Origin of the sequence: Streptomyces tardus (assembly GCF_018101125.2) — a bacterium.
In the GTDB taxonomy this organism is placed as follows: Bacteria; Actinomycetota; Actinomycetes; order Streptomycetales; family Streptomycetaceae; genus Streptomyces; species Streptomyces tardus.
The window spans coordinates 3,474,494-3,494,630 of the sequence record NZ_JAELVF020000001.1 but is presented as its reverse complement, the minus strand read 5'-3'; the positions used below and the strand labels follow the sequence as shown (position 1 = coordinate 3,494,630).

Sequence of the window (20,137 nt, the reverse complement as noted above, 5' to 3'; positions counted from 1 at the left end):
CGGGGCGACCCGCACCGCCCGGCTGCGGTACGGGCGGCGCGGGCGGCACCGGCGCGGGCGGCAGGTATCGCCCGGGAAGCGCGTCCGGTGTCAGCCGGCGAGGTCCCGGGAGGTGCCGATCAGGCGGGCCAGCTCCTGGACGTCCTTGTCCTCGGTGTCCCGGGCGGCCCGTACCGCCTCCTTGTGCAGGGCGCTCAGTCCGGGGTCGCCGGGCAACGGCCGGGAGCCGCCGAGCGGCGTGCCCGGGCCGCGGGTGGAAGCGCCCGGCGCCCGGGTGGCGTTGCCCGGGTCGTCGCGCCGGGTGCCCGGCGGGTGGACGCTCGGCGCCTCGTCCGGGGCGCCGTCGCGGTGGTGCGCGGCGCCGACGCGCAGGGCGTCGGCGAAGTACGTGGCGACGGCCGCGGTACGGAGTCGGGGCGAGCCGTCCTTCCACAGCTCGCCGTCCAGCTCGGCGGCGGAGATCCGGCCGCTGCGCTCGTCGGGCCTGCGGCTCTTCGGGTCCAACCACCGTACGGTCGTGGTCGCGACGCGCCCGGCCGCGCCGTCGCGCAGTTTGACGGCGTACAGCGCGGTCACCGTGTGCCCGGGGCCCACCTCGCCGCCGTCGACGCGGTCGTCGCGGAAGTCCTCGTTCGCGACACGGCGGTTGTCGTAACCGATCAGGCGGTACTGCTCGACGTTGCCGCGGTCGAAGGCGACCTGTGCCTTGGCGTCCCTGGCGCGGACCTCGATGTTGCGGGCCAGGTCCCGGGAGAAGACGCGCGCGGCCTCCTCCCGGTCGGCGACGTAGACCGTGTTGCCGTCGCCCCTGTTGGTCAACGACTCCATCAGGGTGTCGCCGTAGTGGCTGCCGACTCCGACACCGAAGAGAGTGACGCCGTGCTCGCGCCGGGCCCGGCCGATGTCCTCCAGGATCGAATCGGCGTCGGTGGCGCCGGTGTTGGCCAGCGCGTCGGAGAGCAGCACGACACGGTTGGTGGCACCGGCGCGCCTGCCGTCGACCGCCTGCCGGTAGCCGGCGCCCAGGCCCGCCTGCAGGTTCGTACTGCTCCGCGTCTCCAGCCCGGCGATGGCGGTCCTGGCGCGGTCCCGCTGCCGCTCGCCGCCGAGCTTCGTCATCGGCAGCACGGTCTCGGCCTCGTCGCTGAAGGCGACGATCGACAGGGCGTCGTCTGACCGGAGCCGTCCGACCATCGTGCGCATCGCGTGCTTCACCAGGTCCAGTCGCCCCGGTTCGGACATCGAGCCCGAGACGTCGACGACGAAGGTGAGCGAGGCCGGCCCGCGACTGCGCTCCTCCTCCGTCTCCGGCCGGGTGGCCAGGCCCACCCGGAGCAGCGTCCACTCCTCGTCGGTGGTGCGGGCACCGTCCATGGAGACGGCGAACCCGTTGCCGCCGGGCCTGCGGTGCTCCTGGCGGAAGCTGTTCACGAACTCCTCCGGCCGCACCGAGCCGGGCATCGGCAGCGTCCCTTCGCGCAGTTGGCGCCGGGCGTAGGAGTAGGAGGCGGTGTCCACGTCGAGGGCGAAGGTGGAGCGCATGGCGGTGTCGGGTGCGTACGGGTCCGCGGACCGCTCGCCCCTCTGTGCGCTCTCGTGTTCGCCGCCGAGGGTGGCGTCGCCGTCCCCCGGCGTCCGCGGACCGGGCCCGGGTGCACGGCGGTCCCCGCTTCCCTCGGCGGCGTCGACGGTGGTGTCGGTGCCGCCGTCCTCCGACCCGCTCCGGGCCACCAGTACGCCGCCGCCCACCAGTACCGTCCCTGCCAGCACCGCCGCCGCCGTACGTCGGCCGATGCCGCCGCGCGTCACCCTCATAGGACTCTCCCCCTCGGTTCTCCCGCCTCCCGGCGGGCGCCTACCGCTGTGACGCGGCATCGCGCGCGACGGACCCGTACGGGCGGTTGCGTTTCGGTCTCGACCTCGGAACGGTGTTGCTCCGGTGCGGAGTTGACGCACAACCAGCCGGCGGCCCCGATTGTCGGTGGCGGCCGGTACGTTCGTGACGAGGCGGAAGACTCGCGGGTAGCGGGCTCGGGCATGCGGCCCCGGCGCGGCCGGCGGGCGGAGAGGGGAAGAGGTATGGCGATTCGGCCCGAGCGGTCGGCCGGAGGGCCGGCACGGCTGGTGGCGCGCGGAGTCCTGGCGGCACTCGTCGGCGGGATCGTCGGAGTGACGGCTTACTCGATCAGCCGCACCGGCGGCCAGTGGCTGTCGATCGCCGTGGGCTGCGCGGTCGGCGTCGCGATCGTTCTCGGAGTCGATCTCTACCGCAGATCGGCGCAGTTGGCGGAGGTCAAGGTCACGATCCTGGGCAGCGAGATGACGTTCCGCGCGAGCGTGGACATCCGCCAGGCCGCCCAGCGGATGTTCTTCCAGGCGGCCTCGCGCATCGCCACGCGTCCACTGGACGACGAGACGGGCAATCTCCGCGAGGCGCTCAACTCGCTGAAGGTGCTCTTCGACCAGTACCGGGAGCCGTTGGAGTCGGGCACCACTCCGCTGCCGCCGGCCGACAGCGACTCCGTCCACGAGATCGCGCTGCACATCCTCAACTTCGAGCTGGCGCCGTTCCTGTCCCGGTGGCATCCGCGCCTCGCCGAGTTCGAGACTGCCCACGAGGGCCGCGCGGAGTCGCAGTGGGAGCACAACGCGGCGTTCCGCCGGGAGTTGCGCGAGCTCCAGTGCCGGCTGCGCCCGTGTGTGATCGAGCTGGGCGAGATCGCCGGGTTGCGCGATCCCGAGCGCCATCTGCGCCCGTCCGCGCGTCTGAGCGTGCCCACCGCCGTGCCGGGGCAGCCGGCGAGCCCGGGGGCGCGGTGAGCGGCGCGGGCGAGGCGGTGACCGGGCCCGGCGGCGCGGCGGCTCCGACACCGGCGGGCGGTCCGCGACCCCCGTCCCCCGCGGCGGTCCAGCGCTCCACCGCTGCCGCCTACGACGAATTCGCCGTGCGCTACAGCGAGTTCGCTCGCGATGCGCTCGACGCGCTCCCGATGGACCGCGCGCTGCTCGGCGCCTTCACGGAGAGCGTCCGCTCCTCCCCCGCCGCGGGCCCGGTGGTGGACGCGGGCTGCGGGCCCGGCTGGACGACGGCGTATCTGCACGCTCTGGGCGCCGACGTCCTCGGCGTCGACCTCTCGCCGGCGATGATCGGGCTGGCCCGCCGCCACCATCCAGAGCTGAGCTTCGAGGTCGGTTCGATGGACGCCCTGGACCTGGCGGACGGCGGGTCGGCCGGGGTGCTGTCCTGGTACTCGGTCATCCATCTGCCGCCGCCGCTCGTTCCGTCCGCCCTCGCGGAGTTCAGACGGGTGCTCGCCGACGGCGGTGTGTTGCTGCTCGCCTTCTTCGAATCCGAGGGCGGGCCGGTCACCGACTTCGACCACGCGGTGACCAGGGCGTACCGCTGGCCGATCGACGAGCTGGCCGCGCTCGCGAGCGATGCCGGGTTCACGGAGGTCGCCCGGTTGTTGCGTGAACCGGTCGAGGGCGAGCGGTTCCGGCGCGGCCATCTGCTGATGCGCGCTGAGCGCCCCGGAAGCGGGTCCGCGGGCCTGTCCGTCCGTGCCGCGCCCCACCGCCGCGGCACGGTCCCGACCGGGGCGGGAAAGGCGCAGGACCAGGCCGGTCGTGCGGCCGGGCCGCTGCACGAGCCGGAGGCCGGGTCCGGTGCCGATGCCTCATGATGGGAGCGTGAGGACCACCCCTGCCCGGCAGCCCGTCGCGGCTGCGCGCCGCACTCCACCCGCTTCGGCAGCACCCCCCCCCCGCTGCTCTGAGTGGCTGAGCAGCGCTGCACGTTGCGGTACCGCTCGAATCGGTCCGAGGGCGAGCCGGTGAGCCTCTGCGCGGCATCCGCCTCGGGAGCCGGCCCGGAGCTGTGGGACGTCTTCGTGAGCTACAGCCGCACCGACGCCCCGCGCGCCGGTGTGGTGGTCTCCGCGCTCAGGGCGCAGGGCCTGCGGGTGTTCGTCGACGACTCGGACGTGGACGACTTCGCATCCATCTCCACCGCCATCACCCGGGCACTGTCCCGGTCGAAGGCGCTGCTCGCCCTCTACTCGGTGGACTACCCGGCTCGGCGCGCCTGCCAGTGGGAGTTGACCTTCGCCTATCTGACCGGTCAGCGCGAGGGCGATCCGCGGCGGCGGGTGCTGGTGGTCAATCCCGAGCCGACGAACGAGCACATCCACCCGGTGGAGCTGCGCGACGCCCGCCACTGGCCGTGGCCCGGTACGCCCGAGGCCGCCGATCGGCTCGCGGCCAGGGCGGGCGCGTACCTCGCGCAGCTCGCCGAGCCGATGGGCGAGACCGCGGACGCCGGGTTCGTACCGTGGCTGCCGGCGCCGGCCCGTACGGGGTCGGCGCGCTTCGTCGGACGGCTGGCCGAGCAGTGGCAGGTCCACTCCGCACTGCACCGCCACCGGGCGCCGCTCATCGGCCAGTCCGGCGCCGACCGCGCGGCGCAGCTGCGCGGGATGCCGGGTGTCGGGAAGTCCCTGCTCGCGCAGGAGTACGCGCTGCGTTTCCGGCCCGCGTTCCCCGGCGGCGTGTTCTGGTTCGATCTGCACGCAGAGCCGGGCGGGCGGAGCGCCGAGCGCACGACGGAGCGGTACCGGGAGCAGGTCTCCACAGTCGCGGCGGCGTTGGGCGTCGAGGTGCCCGACGGTCCGCTGCCCAGGCTGCTCAGTGCGCTCGCCGTCGTCCTGGGCGAGCGCAACGAGCCCTGTCTGTGGGTGGTGGACGGCCTGCCGGACGGTCTCTCCGCGGAGCAGCTGCATCTGCTGCGCGGTCCGCATCTGCTCGCCGCCACCCTCGTCACCACGCGTTCCCTGCGCCACACCTCCTTCGCGGAGCCGGTGGACCTCGCTCCGCTGCCGGCCGGCGACGGCTACCGGCTGCTCGCGAGTCGGCGCGCTCCCCGCACGGAGGCCGACCGCCACGCCGCGGTGGCGCTCGTCCACGACGTCGGCGGGCATCCCCAGGCGCTCGGCCTGCTCGCCGAACTGGCGACGCGCGCGGGCTTCACCTCACTGCGCAGCCGGCTGCACTCCCCGGGCACGGACGTCCTCGCCGCAGTGTCGGGCGGCTCGCTTCCGGCCCTCCCGAGGCCGGAGAGTGGTGCGTCCGGGGCTGCGGAGGACGCCCACGGGCCCGGAGCCGACTCGGGTGCGGAGGGCGCCGGTTCGGCGGGAGCGGGCCCGCGTCCCCTCGGCAGTGAGCGGCCGGTCGACGATGTGCTCCGGCTCTTCGCCCTCGCCAGTCCTGCGCCGCTCAGCCCGGCCGTCCTGGAACAGGTGCTGTCGACGGTGCACCCGTACGCCCCGTGGGAGGCGGCCGGAATCGTCGATCGTGCCGTCGACGCGCTGCTCGGCGACGGCGCGCTCCAGCCGGATGCGCACGACGGCTCCTGGACGGTCCACGCGCTGCTCGCCCGCGCGGTGCGGCGCCACGACGGCGACACCGCACGGCAGGAGGACCTGCGACGGGCGCTGCTGCACGCCCTGGCCCCTCCGCCGCGTACTGCCGGCGAGAACGGGCAGCGGCCCGCGCCGCGTTCGGACGCCTCTTCCGTGACGGACACCGACGGTTGGACGGCGGCCGGGCGGCGGGTGTCCGATCGTCGCAAGGCGAGCCGGGGCGCGGGGCCGGTGGAGCGAGCCGCGGCGTTCGACCTTCAGGTGGAGCTGGTCACCAGGGTCGGCGTCCAACCGCTCGCCGACCGGGAGGGCTCGCTGCGCGAGGCGCTGGCCTCGCTCCACTCGCTCTTCGTCACCGCGCGCGAGGTGCTGCACCGCATCAACGGCGAGGTCGGCGGCGGGCCGCACGGGGACGGCATACGGTACGAGGGCTTGGGCGGACCTGCTCCACTGCTCCTGCCCGCGATCGCCACCGGTCTGCTGGCACGGCTGCGGCCGTTCCTCTCGCACTGGCACCCCGCCTTGGAGGAGCACGAGGCGGCCCGGCCCGAGGGGGTCAGCCGTCCGGCGCACGAACGCGCCTGGGACCGGGAGCGGGAGATGCGCACGGCCCTCGCCGAACTCCGCGAGCCGCTCGCCGCGTTGGCGGGGCGCCTCGGCCGGCTGTCCGGTGTCGATCTCCGCGATCCGGTCGACGACTGAGCTGCCGCCACGACCGGACCCGACCCGAGCGAACAGCACCCGTACGCGCGCCCGGGCGGGGCCGGGCCGCTCAGCCGGTCAGTTCGCGGGTGAGCGGGGCTGGGAAGCTGGAGACCAGACCTCGTTCGGCGAGCCAGCCCTCCAGGCGCTCCGCCTCTTCGGCGACTGCGGTACGGGCCTGCGCGCCGCGGTCGGCGAGCAGCCGCCAGACGATGCGGCCGTCGCCGCGCTGCGCCCACGCGCCGACCATCTCGCCGTTCCACCACACGGTGGGGCCACCGTTTCCGGCGGAGTCGAAGAGTAGATCGCGATGGGCGGGGTCGAGGCAGAAGTCCCGCTGCTTCCACCCCATGGTCGCCGGGTCGAGGGTGGGCAGAAAGGCGGCCCAGGGCTCCGGATGCGCCGCGTCGGCGCCGGTGTCGTCCGCTGCCGACCAGCCCGTGCCGTCGTCCAGGCGGACCTCCACCACGTCGAGTCGTCCCAGCGCACGGTGCACCTCGGTCCGGGTCAGCCCGGTCCACCAGCGCAGGTCGTCCGAGGTGCCCGGCCCGTACGTCGCGAGCCAGCGACGCACCAACTCCGCCTGCGCCGCGCCGCCTTCCAGGTGTTGCGGCTCGGGTGCGGGGACGAACCTGAACTGGCTGGAGGCCCAGCCGCCGATCTGACGCGCCCTGCGCACCCGGCCGTCCATCGCCAGCAGCCGCAGTACCGACCCGCCGACCCGCAGCGTCGCTTCGTACCTTTTGCCCGGCGACAGTGTGATCGTCTCGCGGAGCCTGGGAACCCGGTCGCTCAACTGGGCGCTGCTCGCGCCCTCTTCACCGAAGTCGGCCAACGCCTCCCACGCCTCGCGCTCGGCTTCCGCAAGCCACTCGGCGTCCCGGACACCGCCGCCGGTGCCACTGTCGCTGCTCGCCAACTGGCGGAGCAGCATGGTCCGTTCACGCGCTGCGACCTTGGCTGCGGTCGCCGCGTGGAACATCGGCACCAGAGCGGTCGGCACCGCGAAGAGGGTGCGCCGCATCGCGTGCATCCGCACCACGGTGCGGTCCTCGTACAGCGCCCGGTCCAGCTCCGCGAGCATCGGCTCCGCCAACCTCGCCCGCGCCGAGAGCACCACGCTCGTGGCGTCCGTCGCGTGCAGACCGACCAGCCGCTCCGCGACCTCCTCCACCGTCTCGGCCCGGTTCGGGGCCGCCAGCATCTGCCGCGCCCCGAGCCGCGCCCGGCGCTCCTGCGCACTGATCCGCATGACGCCAGGCTACGGGCGCATTTCGTGCCGGAAGTGCCCGCGCCGGCGCGGCCGTCGGCACCGGCTTGCGGTCGAGCAGCGCGGTCGGCGTTCGGCAGGCTCTCGGCGCGACCCCGTCCGGGCCCGCACCGCGGTCGCCGCACGTGCGAGGGCCTCAGGGCCGTTGGCCTCAGGCGCGTTCACACGGCGGGGAGGCAGTACAGAGTCGTGCCGTGGCGGGCGAGGAGGCGCGGGCCGGACAGTGCGACATGCCAGGAGTCCGCGGAGGAACCGTCGTCGCGGAAGGTCCAGCGGGGCGTTCCGTCCCGGAGGGAGAAGGCGGTGACGCCCTTGCCCTCCGCGGAGGCGACATAGAGGGTCCCGTCCTTCTGCACCATCTCGTCGCCCGCCGGAGAGCCGCCCGTCGCGGGTTTGACCCACTGCGGGCGGCCGGAGCGCGCGTCCAGGCGCCAGAGCGTCCCGTCGTCCTCGAAGACGTGGCCGAAGCCGCTCTTGAACGCGGCCGGCGTGCGGAAACCGGAGGAGTGGCGCGGCCGGTGCCGCCACAACTCCTTGCCGGTGCCCAGTTGGTGGGCCCGCAGCTCGGGTCCGCCCAGCAGCAGAACGTCCTCGTGGATGACGGGGACGGGACTCGCCCGCCCCGTCGCGGCCCGGGTCTGCCAGAGCTGCCGCCCGGTCTCCGCCTCCCGGACGGTGACGGTGTCGTCCTCGGCTCCGTGCGCGAGGAAGCCCGAAGCGGTCGCCACCGCGTGCGAACTGCCGTTGCCGGCCCTGAGGTCCAGGGGCTTGTGCCACAGCGCCCCGCGCGAACCGTCCAGCGGCAGCGCGCACAGGGCCGTGCTGCCTCCGTTCACGCTGGCGCCCTCGATGTCGGCGACGGCGTAGAGGTGCTGGTCGTCGGCGGCGAGCGGCGCCCTGGCCGACAGGCCGTGTCCCGGATGCGCAGTCCACACCTCCTTGCCGGACCGCGCGTGGACGGCGACGAGGGTGCCGTCCCGTTCCGGGCCGGCGAAGAAGAGCATGCTTCTGGCCGTGACGTACCCGGCCCGCCCGTAGGCGGCGGAGAGATCCCGGGAGTTCCAGGCCGGCTTGCTGCTGCGGACGTCGATCACCCGCATCGGGGTGCCGGGCAGGAAGACGAGGTCTTGCTGCGCGAACATGCCGCGCGAGCGCGCGAGTTCACGCCCGTCGAGCCGGGTGGACCACAGCGGTTCGGGCGCGGTGCCGGGCGGCGGAGTGGGGTAGCTCTCGGCGGAGGGGTCCGCGGGGGGCGCCTCGTCCGGGGCAGGCGGCGCGGCAGCCGACTCGTTCGAGGCCTCGCCGTCCCCGGGAAGGAAGGCTGCGGCACCCGCGGCAAGAGCACCGACACCGATGACCCCGGCGGCGATCCCGAACACCCGGCGGCGGGAGACTCCGCCGCGTGCACCGGAGTGGGGCGGCTGGGCACCGCCCCCGGCGGCAGGGGCCGGGACCGCAGCGGAGACCGGAACGCCGTGTGCGGGCGTCCCCGCGGGTACGGGCACAACCGGCGTGGTCGCGCCAAGGGCGGCAGGAGATGCCGAAGCAGAGCCGGGCGGTGGCTCGACGGACTGGCGGCGGGTACCGAGCGGCAGGGTCGGCGGCTCGGTGCCGCCGGGGCGGGGCCGGCCCTCCGGGCCCGCCGGTTCAACCCGCCGCGACGGTACGGGAGTCGGCCCGCTCTCCGGCACCGCCCCGGCCCCCGGTACGGCGTCCGGTGCCGGGGCGACGTCCGCCGCGGGCGCCGAAGGGGCGTCCGGCACGCCGGCGGTCTCGGCGGTGAACGGGACGGAGGCGGAAGTCTCGGCTTCGGCTCCGGAAGTCGGCGCATCGGAGACGGGTGCATCGCAGACGGGTGCACCGGAAGTCGGCGTATCGGAAGTCGGTGCATCGGCGACCGGCGCAGCCGGCACGGGCGCCGACAGGGCTCCCGGGGCCAGCGCAACCGTGACCGCCTCGCCCGCACCGGGCGCACCGCCCGCACCGGGCCCACCGGGCGCACCGGCGGCTCCGCGGGTACCCGTTCCGGCAGCGGCGCCCCGGCCGGTCGCAGCCGACACCTCGCCCGTCAGCACGTTCAGGTCCTCGGCCACCTCGGCGGGCAGCCAGTCCCGGAACGCCCCGTCCGCGCCCCCCGGTTGGAGCCGCTCGGCCAGCCCGTCCGGGGTCGGGCGGGGGCCCGGCTTGCGGCTGAGGCAGTCCCTCAGCACCTCGCGCAGAGCTTCCGGCGTCCCGGCGAGATCCGGTTTGCCGTGTGCGACGTGGTAGAGCAGCGCCGCCGTCGTACTCCCGCCGAAGGGCGGGCGTGCGGTGGCGGCGTAGGCCAGCACCGCACCCAGTGAGAACACCTCGCCCGCGGGGCCCGACTCCTTGCCGCGCGCCAACTCCGGTGAGAGGTAACCGGGCGAGCCGACGATCAGGGCTGCCTTGTCGATCTGCTCGCCGTCGACGGCACGCGCCAGCCCGTGGTCGATCAGGCGCGGACCCTCGGGAGTGACCAGTACGTTCGAGGGCTTGAGGTCGCGGTGCAGCGAACCGGCGTGGTGGAGGTCGGCGAGCGCCGCGGCCAGCCCCGCGCCCAGTGCCCGTACCGTCCGCTCGGGCAGCGGACCGTGCCGTTCGACGAGCGCCTGCAAAGTGGGCGCCGCGACGAACTCGGAGGATATCCAGGGGAGTTCGGCATCCGCATCGGCGTCGACGACGGGCTGCGCGCACCGGACGGGGGCGAGGCGGGTGGCGGCTGCGAACTCGGCGCGCAGTCCGGTCCGTACGTCCGCGTCCTCGGCGACCCGGGGGTGGGCGACCTTGAGCGCGACGGTACGGCCCTCGGCCGAGCGGGCGAGGTACACCGGACCGAAACCACCCGAGCCCAAGCGACCCAGCAGTTGGTGGGAACCGACCTCGGTCGGCTCCCCCGCCTGAAGCGGCTCCATGAATGTCCCCCTTTGTCACCCCGCCGCGAAGACCCTCTACCCGCTCGCGGTCGCCACACCTTAACTACCCGGCCGCGACGCACGTCACAGCAGGTGAGAGCGGACAGCCGCCACTTTCGACGGGACGGCCGCGCACCCCGGTCGCACCCGCCCCCTCACATCCGGCAGCACGTGACAGCTTCCTGCCGCTCGCGCACCACACGGGCCGGAGGAGCACCCAGAGGAACAACGAACCCGCACGTCCCTCACCGTGCTGCCGTCGTCGCGCGATCACGAGGATGCGTACAGAACAGTGACAGGGCTGTGTCCGAGCGACCGAAGACCGTCACCTAAGCTCAACCGCGGCGTACCGACGGAGAATTCACAACGGACGCAACGCTCGAAGTCACCAAAACGGGGAGGAACCCACACCATGACACACCGCAGGAAGACGCTGCTCCGCGCCATCGCTCCGGTCGCGGCACTGACCCTCGCGCTCACCGCGTGCGGCTCCGACGACGGTGACGACTCCGGCGACAAGAAGAACGACAAGTCCAGCAGCGAGAGCAGCGACACCTCGGGCTCGGACGACGGCGACGACGCCACCGACGAGCCGACCGAGGAGGCGCCCGCCAACACCGGCGACCTGCCCCTCGGCCAGGCAGCTTCGGAGGAGAAGGAGATCAAGCGGGGCGACGGCACCCTCAAGGCCAAGATCACCGCGGACAAGGTCGACACCGGCGAGAACGCCGACCTGACCGCGGCCGGCTTCAGCGCCGACAAGGTCAAGGGCAAGTACCCGGTGTACGCGTACTTCACGTACGAGATCACCGAGCAGACCGGCGAGATCAGCCCCGGCACGGACCTCAACAGCACCACCGCCGTGCTCGACGCCGAGGGCAAGCCCGGCAGCCGCTTCATCGCCATCGGCGGCCAGCCGCTCAAGGGTGGCTGCCCGGAGAAGGACCGGGAGCTGGAGTGGAAGAAGGGCACCAAGGCGACCCTGTGCACCACGTTCCTGATGGACGAGGGCAAGGAGCCGACGAAGCTCGCCTACGGCATGGTCAACCCGCTGCTCTGGGCCGTGAAGTAACCACCCGGGCCCGCTGAAGCAACACCGCGGCACGCCCCGCGGCCGAACCGGCCGCGACCGTCCCGCGCCACGCCCTGCGCTGACCGCCGGGCACTTCCTCCCCGGCCTCGTGGCTGTCCGCGCACCCCGCGGACAGCCACGACGCATGTCCGGGCCGGTCAGCCCCGCACCGCGGTGGGCCGGACCGGCCGTCAACGACGCCCTGCCGACCGTGCACGACGACCATGCGGCGCTCGGTCACCCACTCGCGGAGAGCGGGCTGCCGGAGCGCACGCGGGACGGTTCGAGCCGCTGCCGCGCCACGGACGAGGCCGCGGCTGCCCCCGGACGGCGCCGGGACAACCGCGCGGGCCCGGCCGGAGGCGTCGAGCCGCACACGTCGACGAGCCCGGCAATGGGGTACGGCGGTGGGGTACGTCAACGGGGTACGGCGGCGGGGCGCCGACGACCGCCCCCACCGGCCGACGACCGTGGCGATGGTCCGGCGGCCGGTCGTGGACGCGCGGCCGTCGCGCACGCGGGGGCTGCGAACGCGGCCCGTCGTGCGCACGCGGGCCCGGGCGAACGGCCGTACCGTCGCCGGAGATTCAGCGCGCTTCGGAGTAGTGGCGGACCGTGGCGACGGTGAAGGGGAACCGGACCGGTGTCGGGCCGAACATCGCCTCCGCGGCGGACACCCCCGCGGCGTCGACGGCCTCGGCGACCTCGCCCGCCTCCTCCCGGGGGCAGTGCACGATGACCTCGTCGTGCTGGAAGAAGACGATCTCCGCACGCATCCCGCGCAGACTCCGCCGAAGCGCGGCGAGCATCATCACGGCCCACTCCGACGCGCTGGCCTGCACCACGAAGTTGCGAGTGAAGCGGCCTCGGGCGCGCGGATTCATGGAGGCGTACCCAGGAGTGAACTCCCCGTCGGCGTCAGCCGGTCGGCCGACGTCCGCGTACGCGTCCTGTGCACTCCCGACGTCGTCCGGGGCCTCACCCGCCGGCTCCCCAAGGCCCCGGCCGCGGGCCGCAGGCGGGCTGGTACGGCCGAGCCGGCTGCGTACGAGCCTGCCCTCCTCCCCCGCGCGCGCGGCCTCGTCGACACAGCCGACGGCCAGAGGGAAACGGCGGCGCAACGCGGCGAGGTTCTTCAGCCCGTCGCCCGAGGTCTGGCCGTACACGGCACCCAGCAGCGCCAACTTGGCCCGGTCGCGGTCGCCGAGGGCTGTGCGGTCGGACAGGGCGGTGTAGAGATCGCCGGTGTCGGCCGCGACCTCCATCAGCGCGCGGTCGCCGGACATCGCGGCCAGCACCCGCGGCTCCAGCTGCGCGGCGTCCGCCACGACCAGCGACCAGCCCTCGTCGGCGACGACGGCGCGGCGGATCACCCGGGGGATCTGCAGCGCGCCCCCGCCGTTGGTGGTCCAGCGGCCGGTGACGGTGCCGCCGGGCTGGAAGCCGGGGCGGAACCGGCCGTCGCGCACCCAGTCCTGGATCCAGCTCCAACCGTGCGCCACGTACACGCGGTACAGCTTCTTGTACGCGATCAGCGGCGCCACCGCGGGGTGGTCGATCTCGGCCAACTCCCAGCGCCGGGTGGACTTCAGCCTGATCCCGGCCTCGGCGAACGCCTTCAGCACATCGGCGGGCAGATCCGGTCGCACCCGGCGTCCGAAGGCCGCGGAGACCTCGTCCGCCAGCTCCGCCAGTCGACGGGGCTCGCCACCGCCCGCGTACCGCTCGCCCAGCAGCTCGTGCAGCACCTCGCGGTGCACGTCCGCACGCCAGGGCAGCCCCGCCGCGTTCATCTCCGCGGCCACCAGCATCCCGGCCGACTCGGCGGCCAGCAGCAGCCTCATCCGCCCGGGGTGCTCGGCGGCCTCCGATCTTCGGCGCTGCTCGGCGAAGACCTCCAGCAGACGGGAGAACGGCAGCTCACTGCCGCCGCGCGGATCGAACAGCGAGGACTGCGCGCCGGGCGCGACCGCACGGGGCGGCGGATCGTCCGGCACCGGACCGCCGCGCAACCGCGCCCAGGCCGCTGCCGCCGAACGCGGCTCGCCCAACCGCCCCTCGTGCCCGAGGAGCAACTGCTCGGCGACCTCCACGTCGTAACACCGCTCCACCCGCACTCCCGCGGCCAGCAGCGGCGGATAGGCCTCCTCCGTCGAACGCCAGACCCAGCGCACCTCCGGCCGGGCGCGCACCGCGGCGACGAGGTCCGACTCGCGCAGCACTGCGACGTCGGCGGGCGCACGACCACCGGGCCCCAGCGGCGCGAGCCACGCACCCCCGGCCCCGTCCGGCGCCAACGCCCACCACTCGGCCATACCGCGGATTCTGGCACCGCGCACTGACAACACCGCTCCACAGGCACGCGCCCCGCCCGATCCGGCGCACGCCCCGGACCGCCGATGTGGCGGCGGGGCGCGGGCAGTGGCGACGAGGCGTCGCGGCGGGAGTGGTGAAGTCGGAGAACCGGACAGGCGCAAGTCGGGTCGGAGCGGCCCTCAAGGGCGGCGACGGCGTCGAGGTGCCGGTGGAGGGGTGGCGGTGTCGGCGGACGGGGTCCGCACAGGCGGCTCCAGGAACGCGGCCCGGGCCAACCTCCGGCCCCCTCCCGCACTTTGCGCGCTCCTCGGCTTCGCCTCCCACCGGGGCCCGCCGCATCCGGCTGCGCCCCTGGCGACCGCCCTCCCGACGTCCGTGTCCGCCGGTTCAGGCCCCCGGTTCGGGCATGAACTCGCGGACCTCCTGAGTGCAGCGACAGGCGGCGGCGAGCCTGGCGGCCCACACCAACGCCTCTTCGCGCGAGGGCAGTTCGAGCACCGCGAAGCCGCCGAGCACCGCTTTGGTCTCCGGGTACGGACCGTCGGTGACCGCGCCGTCGACGGAGACCAGACTCGCGCGCTGGCTCTCCAGCCCACCGCCGAAGACCCATGCACCTGTGTCCCGTGCCTGTCGCACCACCTCGGTCGCCGCCTCGGCCACTTCGGGGAGGTCTTCCGCCGGAATGTCCATTGCGCCGTCGTCGAACGAGATCAGATACCGCGTCATGGGTCCTCCCCGACTGTCCGCGGACCGGTGGCCCGCCGTGGTTCCCGCCCCACGCTACGGCGGGGCGCCGCAGCATGGCGGGCGACCTCCCGGTCTGCGTGCGCCTGCTTGTCAGCCGCACCCGTACGGACGGGACAACTCGCCCCGCGGGCAGCTCTCCGCCGGCCCGCCGGGTGGTAATTCAGTGGCAGCCGCAGGGGTCGCGGGGGATCGTGGCGGGGTGCAGGAGATCCCCGAACACCGGATACGAGCGGTGAGTTCGCCGCGGACCATCACCGTGTACCAGGCGTACGCGCCGCACATCGGCCTGCCGACGGCGAGGGACGGACGGTTCCCCGACGCCTGGAAGCGCGAGCGGATGACATGGATCAAACCATCGTTCCTGTGGATGATGTACCGCTCCGGCTGGGGCGCCAAGCGGGACCAGGAGACCGTACTGGCCCTGGAGATCAGCCGCGACGGCTTCGACTGGGCCCTGCGCAACGCCTGCCTGTCGCACTGTCGGGCGGACGTGCACCACAGCCCCGAAGAGTGGCGGCGCCTGTTGAACAGCCGGCCCGCCCGTGTGCAGTGGGACCCCGAACGGGACCTGTATCTGCGGGCGTTGCCGCACCGCTCGCTGCAACTCGGACTCGGAGGCGAGGCCGCCGAGCGGTTCGCGGACGAGTGGATCGTCGCGGTGAACGACGTGACGGCGCTCGCGCACGAGGTGCGTGCCCATCTGCGCGCGGGCGAGTCGGAGGACGCCGCCGCGCTGCTGCCCGAGGAGCGCCCGTACCCGGCCGGGGACGACCTGCTCGCGGGTCTGGTGCCGCAGAAGCAGCTGCCGGCGGTGCCGTGTTGACGGACCCTGCGTCCGGCTGCCGTCCCCGTACCCGCTCCCACCCGCTCCCACCCGCTCACCACCCGCTCACCACCCGCAGGCGCAACGGTTTCGTCCGTGAGGGCCCGGCCTGCTCCTCCGCGGGGGCACTCGGCGCCTTCCACGACCCGGTGCTCTTCGGGCTCCTCGCCGGCGACCGGGCCGCACACGGACCAGCCACGCCAACCACACCCGACGCACCCCGCACACCCGACACAGAAGCCAGAGCTGCAGGGTCGTGAGCTCGGCACGGGCTTCGCCGGCCGAGACGCTTCCCCTCCGGCCCTCTCGTGCTCACCGCGGCAGACGCGCGCGAAGATGATGAACAGCACTGTCTTCTTTGTGAGGCGACTGAGTGGCGGGCATCCGGAACACGGCACAGTCATGTGGCCATGCGAATACGTTCAGTGGTGGTGGCGGCAACTGTGCTGGTGACAGGGGCGGTTGGAGCACCGGCCAACGCGAGTGCGAGAGACGGCGCTACCGGCACGCACGCGGCGCGGGGCGCGTGCGCCGAGCCGGTGAAGGTGGAGGTCTTCCACAAGGGCGGGGCACCGGTGCTGGACTGGAGGGAGAACCTCGACTTCGACCGACGCGGGCTGACGCGGGTCTCGCACACGACCAGAGGCGTGGTCGAGGGGTACGCACCCGACGGCACGGTGCGCAAGAGCGTGAAGGTCGCGTCGCCGGGCGGCATCCGCGTCGGCCCGGACGGTCTGATGTACGTCAACTCCGGCCTGCTGCGACCGGGTTCGGGCCGGATCATGCGCTTCGATCCGAGTGACGAGGCGCCGAGGGCGCGGACCTTCACCGACGCCTCACGGACGTCAACGGGCTGGCCGTGGACGCGGAGGGCAACCTCTACGTCGGCCGCCACTTCTCCGCGAGCATCCTCAAGGTCCGCGCGGACGGGACCGTGGACGAGCAGTGGACGGAGGCCGCCGACGTCTTCGGCACCAACGGCGTCGAGATCGTCGGCGACCAGCTCTACGCGAGCGTGATCATCGATCTGCGGGCGAGCGTAGTACGGGTGCCGCTCGACGACCCGTCGTCACACGAGAAGGTCGCCGAACTCGGCCCGGGGCCCCTGGACCTGAAGGTCCTCGACGATCTGGTCGGCTTCGACGGCGGGCTCGCGGTCACCGCGTTCCTCAGCGGCGAGTTGATCAGGCTCGCCCCCTCGACCGGCGAGAGCTGCACCCTCACCGACAGAGTCCTGATGCCGACCAGCGTCCGTACGCCCGAGGGCTTCGGGGACCACGATCCCGCGCGGCAGCTCTTCGTCACCGAAGCGTCCGGGCGCATTCTCAAGGTGACCGTGGGCTGACTGGACGCCGCGGGCCCGGCCGACAGCGACGCCGCCGCACGCCGTCGCTCGTCCCCGCACGGGGCGCGCGCCGCCCGCCGCCGTCCGCGGACCGGGCCGGCCTCGCACGGCACTCGGGTGTCGCGCCGGCAGGGAAGGGCGCGGCTCCGAGTCCGCGGTCAGCCCGTGGGCCCGCCCGTCGCACGGCGGTAGCTCGAACCGTCCCGCGTACGCACCAGAAACCCGCCTTCCACGAGATGGCGACGCAGCGCCGCGTGGTCCTCGTGCACGGTCGACAGGGCGTCGTTGACGGCCTGTTCGGCGTAGTCCCGGTCCTGGGCGAAGAGCGTCCGCGCGAGATGGTCCAGGAGAGCGGCCCGACGGGCCTGCTTGCGCGGGATGCTCATCAGCCGGCCGTCGCGGAAGTGGTGCGCGAGCGGACCGGCGGGCGAGTCGGGGAGCGGGCCGGGGGACGGGGAGGCGGGCGTCGGCGTGGTGGACATGCGGGCAGCGTCCGCCCGCGGCGCGCCCGCGCGCAACCGGTTATCCACGAACCGCCGTGGAGCGCCGACCGCCTGATCCGCGTGATCCATGTGCCGCGCGGTGCCGTGAGGCGCGTGCCGCCTACCGACCCCGGGCCGGTCGCCGCGCACCCCGTACCGCCCACACCCCGTACCGCCCACGACCCGGCCCGCACCACGACCCGGCCCGCACCACGACCCGGCTGCCCGCATCGCCCGCACCTCCGCCGAAACCGCGCCGCCCCTGGCGGCCGAGGGCCGCGGGGCGGGTGGCAGGTGGGGTGGTGTGCGGCTCAGACTGCCGGCAGGGCGACCAGGCGCTCGTTGTGCAGCACGATGAGTCGGCGCCCCGCCGCGGCCATGTACCAAGGACCGCTGCGCTCACCGTCGTTGTAGGTCCAGCGGCGTTCCAGCGTGCGGACGTCGACCGCCGTGATGCCGGTGCCGAGCGCCGAGGAGGCGACGTAGAGGCTGTTTCCGACCTTGACCATCGTGTCGCCGCGCGCCCGTCCGCCCAGGCTCTCCTGCATCGCGAGCCGTTTGCCGGTCGCGGGGTCGACCTTCCAGAGCCCCTGGTCGAAGTCGAAGAGGTAGAGGGCGTCGTCGAACAGCGTGGGGACGCCGAATCCGCGCCGCCCGTTGGGCGAGAGTGTCCACAGCTTCTCGCCGGAGCGCAGCCGGTGGGCCACCAGCTCGTCGCCGTGCAGGAGCAGTCGGTCCCCCGCGACCACCGGTTGGACCGGCCCCTCGATCCTGCGGCTCCACAACTCGCGGCCGTCCTCGGCGCTGCGGACGGTGAGGACGCGCTCGTCCTCGCAGACGACCAGGCAGCCGCCCGCCGCGAGCGTGACCATACCGACCTCGGAGCGCGAGATGTCGCGGGAGACGCTCCACACCGGCTTGCCCGACTCGATGTCCACCGCGCCCCAGTCCTGCTTCTGGTCGCGGTTCCCGAGGTCGCCGTCGAACTGCCTGCTGTAGAAGTACAGCTGCCGACGGTCGGCCGCCACGACCCGGGGCGAGCGGAACTGCTCCGGCAGCTGGGTGCGCCAGGACTCCTTGCCGGTACGGAGGTCGACGCCGGTCAAGGCATACCCGTCGGAGCCGAAGAGCCCCTGGTACGCCACCTCTCCGACCAGGTGGAACCGGCTGAGCTGGGAGTCCTCCGAACGGCCGCGGCGCCAGGTCTCCCGGCCGGTACGGGCGTGCACACCGCGGACCGGCATCCCGCCGACCGCCACCACGTCGCCGGCAACGACCGGGTTGGCGGGGGCGAGGCTGCCCTCCTCCAGCCGCGCGAGCCACAGCGGTGCGGGAGCGACGCCTGCCGGCGGGGTGGCGAACTCCTCGGTGCCGGAGGGCTTCCGCCCGTCGCCGGGCTCGCCGCCGCCGCCACCGCTCCGGCCTTCGGCCGACCCGTCACCGCTCAGCAGCCACGCCCCGCCGACGGCGCTCGACGCGACACCTGCGAGCCCTGCCGCCGCGAGCAGGAAGCGGCGCCGCGAGGCACTTTTGCTCTGCGGTGTCTCGGTGTCGGGTCCGGTGTCGGGCGCTGCACCGGTGACAGGCGCGGGGACGGGCGCTGCGTCCGTGGCAGGTCCGGTTCCGGTTGTGGGCCCGGTGGGGCTGCCGCCGGAGGAAGAGGCGTTCGGGGCCGAACTCCGGGAAGACGGCCCGGGGTTCGGCGGCTGCGCCGCGCCCGGCGGGACGGCGCCCGGCCTGCCGGGGTACGGGGCGGGGGCGCTGAGCTCCTCGGGTCCGGTGTCCGGTTCGGTTTCGGCCCCCGGTTCCGGCGTTGGTTCGGGTTCCGGGGCCGGGGCGTCGGGCAGTCCGGAGAGCGGGGCGAACGAGCGTACGGCGATGCTCCGCCTCCCGCCCCGGGCCCGGAACCCGAACCAACGCCGGAACCGGGGGCCGAAACCGAACCGGACACCGGACCCGAGGAGCTCAGCGCCCCCGCCCCGCCGCCCCGGACGCCCGGCAACGGCGCTTCGGGAGGCGCTTCCAGATCGAGGATGCGGGAGGCGGAGCATCGCCGTACGCTCGTTCGCCCCGCTCTCCGGACTGCCCGACGCCCCGGCCCCGGAACCCGAACCAACGCCGGAACCGGGGGCCGAAACCGAACCGGACACCGGACCCGAGGAGCTCAGCGCCCCCGCCCCGCCGCCCCGGACGCCCGGCAACGGCGCTTCGGGAGGCGCTTCCAGATCGAGGATGCGGGAGGCGAGGGTGGCGATGGTGGAGGAGACGGCGCCCGGCAGCCAGTCGCCGAACTCCCGCTCGCCGCGGGCCGGTAGGCAGTGCTCGGCGATCTGCTCGGCACTCGGTCGGGCGGCCGGGTCCTTGGCCAGGCAGGCGGAGAGCAGGGTACGCAGCGAGTCGGGCACCCGCTCCAGATCCGGTTCGGCGTGGGCGATCTGGTAGAGGAGCGCCGCGGGCGAGCTGTCGCCGAAGGCGTTCTGCCCGGTCGCGGCGTAGCAGAGCACGGTGCCCAGGGAGAAGATGTCCGCCGGTGGCCCGACCGGCTGGCCCTCGGCCTGCTCCGGCGACATGAAGCCGGGCGAGCCGACGAGCGAACCGGTGCGGGTCAGCCGGTCGCCGTCCACCGCCCGCGCGATGCCGAAGTCGATGACCCGCGGGGCGTCCGCCGCCAACAGCACGTTGGAGGGCTTCAGATCGCGGTGCACCAGCCCGGCCGCGTGGATCTCGTGCAGCGCCTCGGCCAGTCCTGCCCCCAGCGCGCGTACGGTGCGCTCCGGCAGCGCCCCGTGCCGGCGGATGACCTCGCTGAGAGAGGGCCCGGTCACGTACTGGGTGGCCAGCCACGGGAGTTGGGGCGAAGCGGCGTCCGGATCGGCGTCCACCACCGGGGCGGTGCGGCGCCCCGAAACCGCTCTGGCGACCTCCACCTCCCGGCGGAAGCGCTCCCGGAACCCCGGGTCATCGGCCAGCTCGGGACGCACGACCTTCACCGCGACCGTACGGCCGCCCGCGGAACGCGCCAGGTAGACC

At 74.1% G+C, this 20,137-nt stretch carries 13 protein-coding genes; 6 read left to right on the top strand and 7 right to left on the bottom strand.

The window, feature by feature from the left end; translation table 11 throughout:
* Positions 1–90: 90 nt before the first annotated feature.
* On the bottom strand, positions 91–1,815 hold the full coding sequence (locus tag JGS22_RS14890) for a vWA domain-containing protein (protein ID WP_211041335.1): 1,725 nt from the start codon (positions 1,813–1,815) through the stop codon (positions 91–93).
* 264 nt (positions 1,816–2,079) lie between these two features.
* Between JGS22_RS14890 and JGS22_RS14885 the strand changes: the two genes are divergently transcribed.
* The 3 genes from JGS22_RS14885 (at position 2,080) to JGS22_RS14875 (ending at position 6,119) form a co-directional block, all read left to right on the top strand.
* Positions 2,080–2,820: a hypothetical protein gene (locus JGS22_RS14885; protein ID WP_211041336.1), complete on the top strand. Its 741-nt coding sequence runs from the start codon at positions 2,080–2,082 to the stop codon at positions 2,818–2,820.
* A complete protein-coding gene (locus JGS22_RS14880) occupies positions 2,817–3,683 on the top strand; it encodes a class I SAM-dependent methyltransferase (RefSeq protein WP_372454249.1) in 867 nt (288 codons plus the stop codon). Before JGS22_RS14885 ends, JGS22_RS14880 begins: the two co-directional genes overlap by 4 nt.
* Before the next feature lie 93 nt (positions 3,684–3,776).
* Positions 3,777–6,119 (top strand): TIR domain-containing protein, encoded by a 2,343-nt coding sequence (locus JGS22_RS14875; protein ID WP_308405678.1) that lies wholly within the window; start codon positions 3,777–3,779, stop codon positions 6,117–6,119.
* A gap of 70 nt (positions 6,120–6,189) precedes the next feature.
* Here the strand turns inward: JGS22_RS14875 and JGS22_RS14870 are convergent, their stop codons facing one another.
* Complete coding sequence (locus JGS22_RS14870) at positions 6,190–7,371, bottom strand: winged helix DNA-binding domain-containing protein (RefSeq protein ID WP_211041337.1); 1,182 nt, start codon at positions 7,369–7,371, stop codon at positions 6,190–6,192.
* 179 nt (positions 7,372–7,550) lie between these two features.
* Positions 7,551–10,322 carry a serine/threonine-protein kinase gene (locus JGS22_RS14865; protein ID WP_216814996.1) on the bottom strand — a complete coding sequence of 924 codons (2,772 nt, stop codon included), beginning with the start codon at positions 10,320–10,322 and terminating at the stop codon, positions 7,551–7,553.
* A gap of 412 nt (positions 10,323–10,734) precedes the next feature.
* Here JGS22_RS14865 and JGS22_RS14860 point away from each other — a divergent pair, with 412 nt between their 5' ends.
* Positions 10,735–11,394 carry a hypothetical protein gene (locus tag JGS22_RS14860; RefSeq protein ID WP_211041339.1) on the top strand — a complete coding sequence of 220 codons (660 nt, stop codon included), beginning with the start codon at positions 10,735–10,737 and terminating at the stop codon, positions 11,392–11,394.
* 587 nt (positions 11,395–11,981) lie between these two features.
* Here the strand turns inward: JGS22_RS14860 and JGS22_RS14855 are convergent.
* Positions 11,982–13,709, bottom strand: a complete 1,728-nt coding sequence (locus JGS22_RS14855; RefSeq protein ID WP_211041340.1) for a bifunctional 3'-5' exonuclease/DNA polymerase — start codon at positions 13,707–13,709, stop codon at positions 11,982–11,984.
* A gap of 388 nt (positions 13,710–14,097) precedes the next feature.
* Positions 14,098–14,436: a YciI family protein gene (locus tag JGS22_RS14850; protein ID WP_211041341.1), complete on the bottom strand. Its 339-nt coding sequence runs from the start codon at positions 14,434–14,436 to the stop codon at positions 14,098–14,100.
* A 220-nt stretch (positions 14,437–14,656) separates the two neighbouring features.
* Between JGS22_RS14850 and JGS22_RS14845 the strand changes: the two genes are divergently transcribed.
* A complete protein-coding gene (locus JGS22_RS14845) occupies positions 14,657–15,280 on the top strand; it encodes a DUF4291 domain-containing protein (protein WP_308405677.1) in 624 nt (207 codons plus the stop codon).
* Positions 15,281–16,139: 859 nt separating this feature from the next.
* Complete coding sequence (locus JGS22_RS14840) at positions 16,140–16,625, top strand: SMP-30/gluconolactonase/LRE family protein (protein ID WP_211043382.1); 486 nt, start codon at positions 16,140–16,142, stop codon at positions 16,623–16,625.
* Positions 16,626–16,783: 158 nt separating this feature from the next.
* Here JGS22_RS14840 and JGS22_RS14835 read toward each other — a convergent pair whose 3' ends face one another.
* Positions 16,784–17,011 (bottom strand): DUF2087 domain-containing protein, encoded by a 228-nt coding sequence (locus JGS22_RS14835; protein WP_236073960.1) that lies wholly within the window; start codon positions 17,009–17,011, stop codon positions 16,784–16,786.
* A 407-nt stretch (positions 17,012–17,418) separates the two neighbouring features.
* The coding region (locus tag JGS22_RS14830) for a protein kinase domain-containing protein (RefSeq protein WP_216814995.1) at positions 17,419–20,137 on the bottom strand (2,719 nt) is incomplete at its 5' end.

What these genes read in the sequence shown, in the direction of transcription:
- JGS22_RS14865 (WP_216814996.1), bottom strand. Translation starts at nt 10,322, where the DNA reads ATGGAGCCGCTTCAGGCGGGGGAGCCGACCGAGGTCGGTTCCCACCAA.
- JGS22_RS14835 (WP_236073960.1), bottom strand. Translation starts at nt 17,011, where the DNA reads ATGAGCATCCCGCGCAAGCAGGCCCGTCGGGCCGCTCTCCTGGACCAT.
- JGS22_RS14890 (WP_211041335.1), bottom strand. Translation starts at nt 1,815, where the DNA reads ATGAGGGTGACGCGCGGCGGCATCGGCCGACGTACGGCGGCGGCGGTG.
- JGS22_RS14860 (WP_211041339.1), top strand. Translation starts at nt 10,735, where the DNA reads ATGACACACCGCAGGAAGACGCTGCTCCGCGCCATCGCTCCGGTCGCG.
- JGS22_RS14850 (WP_211041341.1), bottom strand. Translation starts at nt 14,436, where the DNA reads ATGACGCGGTATCTGATCTCGTTCGACGACGGCGCAATGGACATTCCG.
- JGS22_RS14855 (WP_211041340.1), bottom strand. Translation starts at nt 13,709, where the DNA reads ATGGCCGAGTGGTGGGCGTTGGCGCCGGACGGGGCCGGGGGTGCGTGG.
- JGS22_RS14870 (WP_211041337.1), bottom strand. Translation starts at nt 7,371, where the DNA reads ATGCGGATCAGTGCGCAGGAGCGCCGGGCGCGGCTCGGGGCGCGGCAG.
- JGS22_RS14885 (WP_211041336.1), top strand. Translation starts at nt 2,080, where the DNA reads ATGGCGATTCGGCCCGAGCGGTCGGCCGGAGGGCCGGCACGGCTGGTG.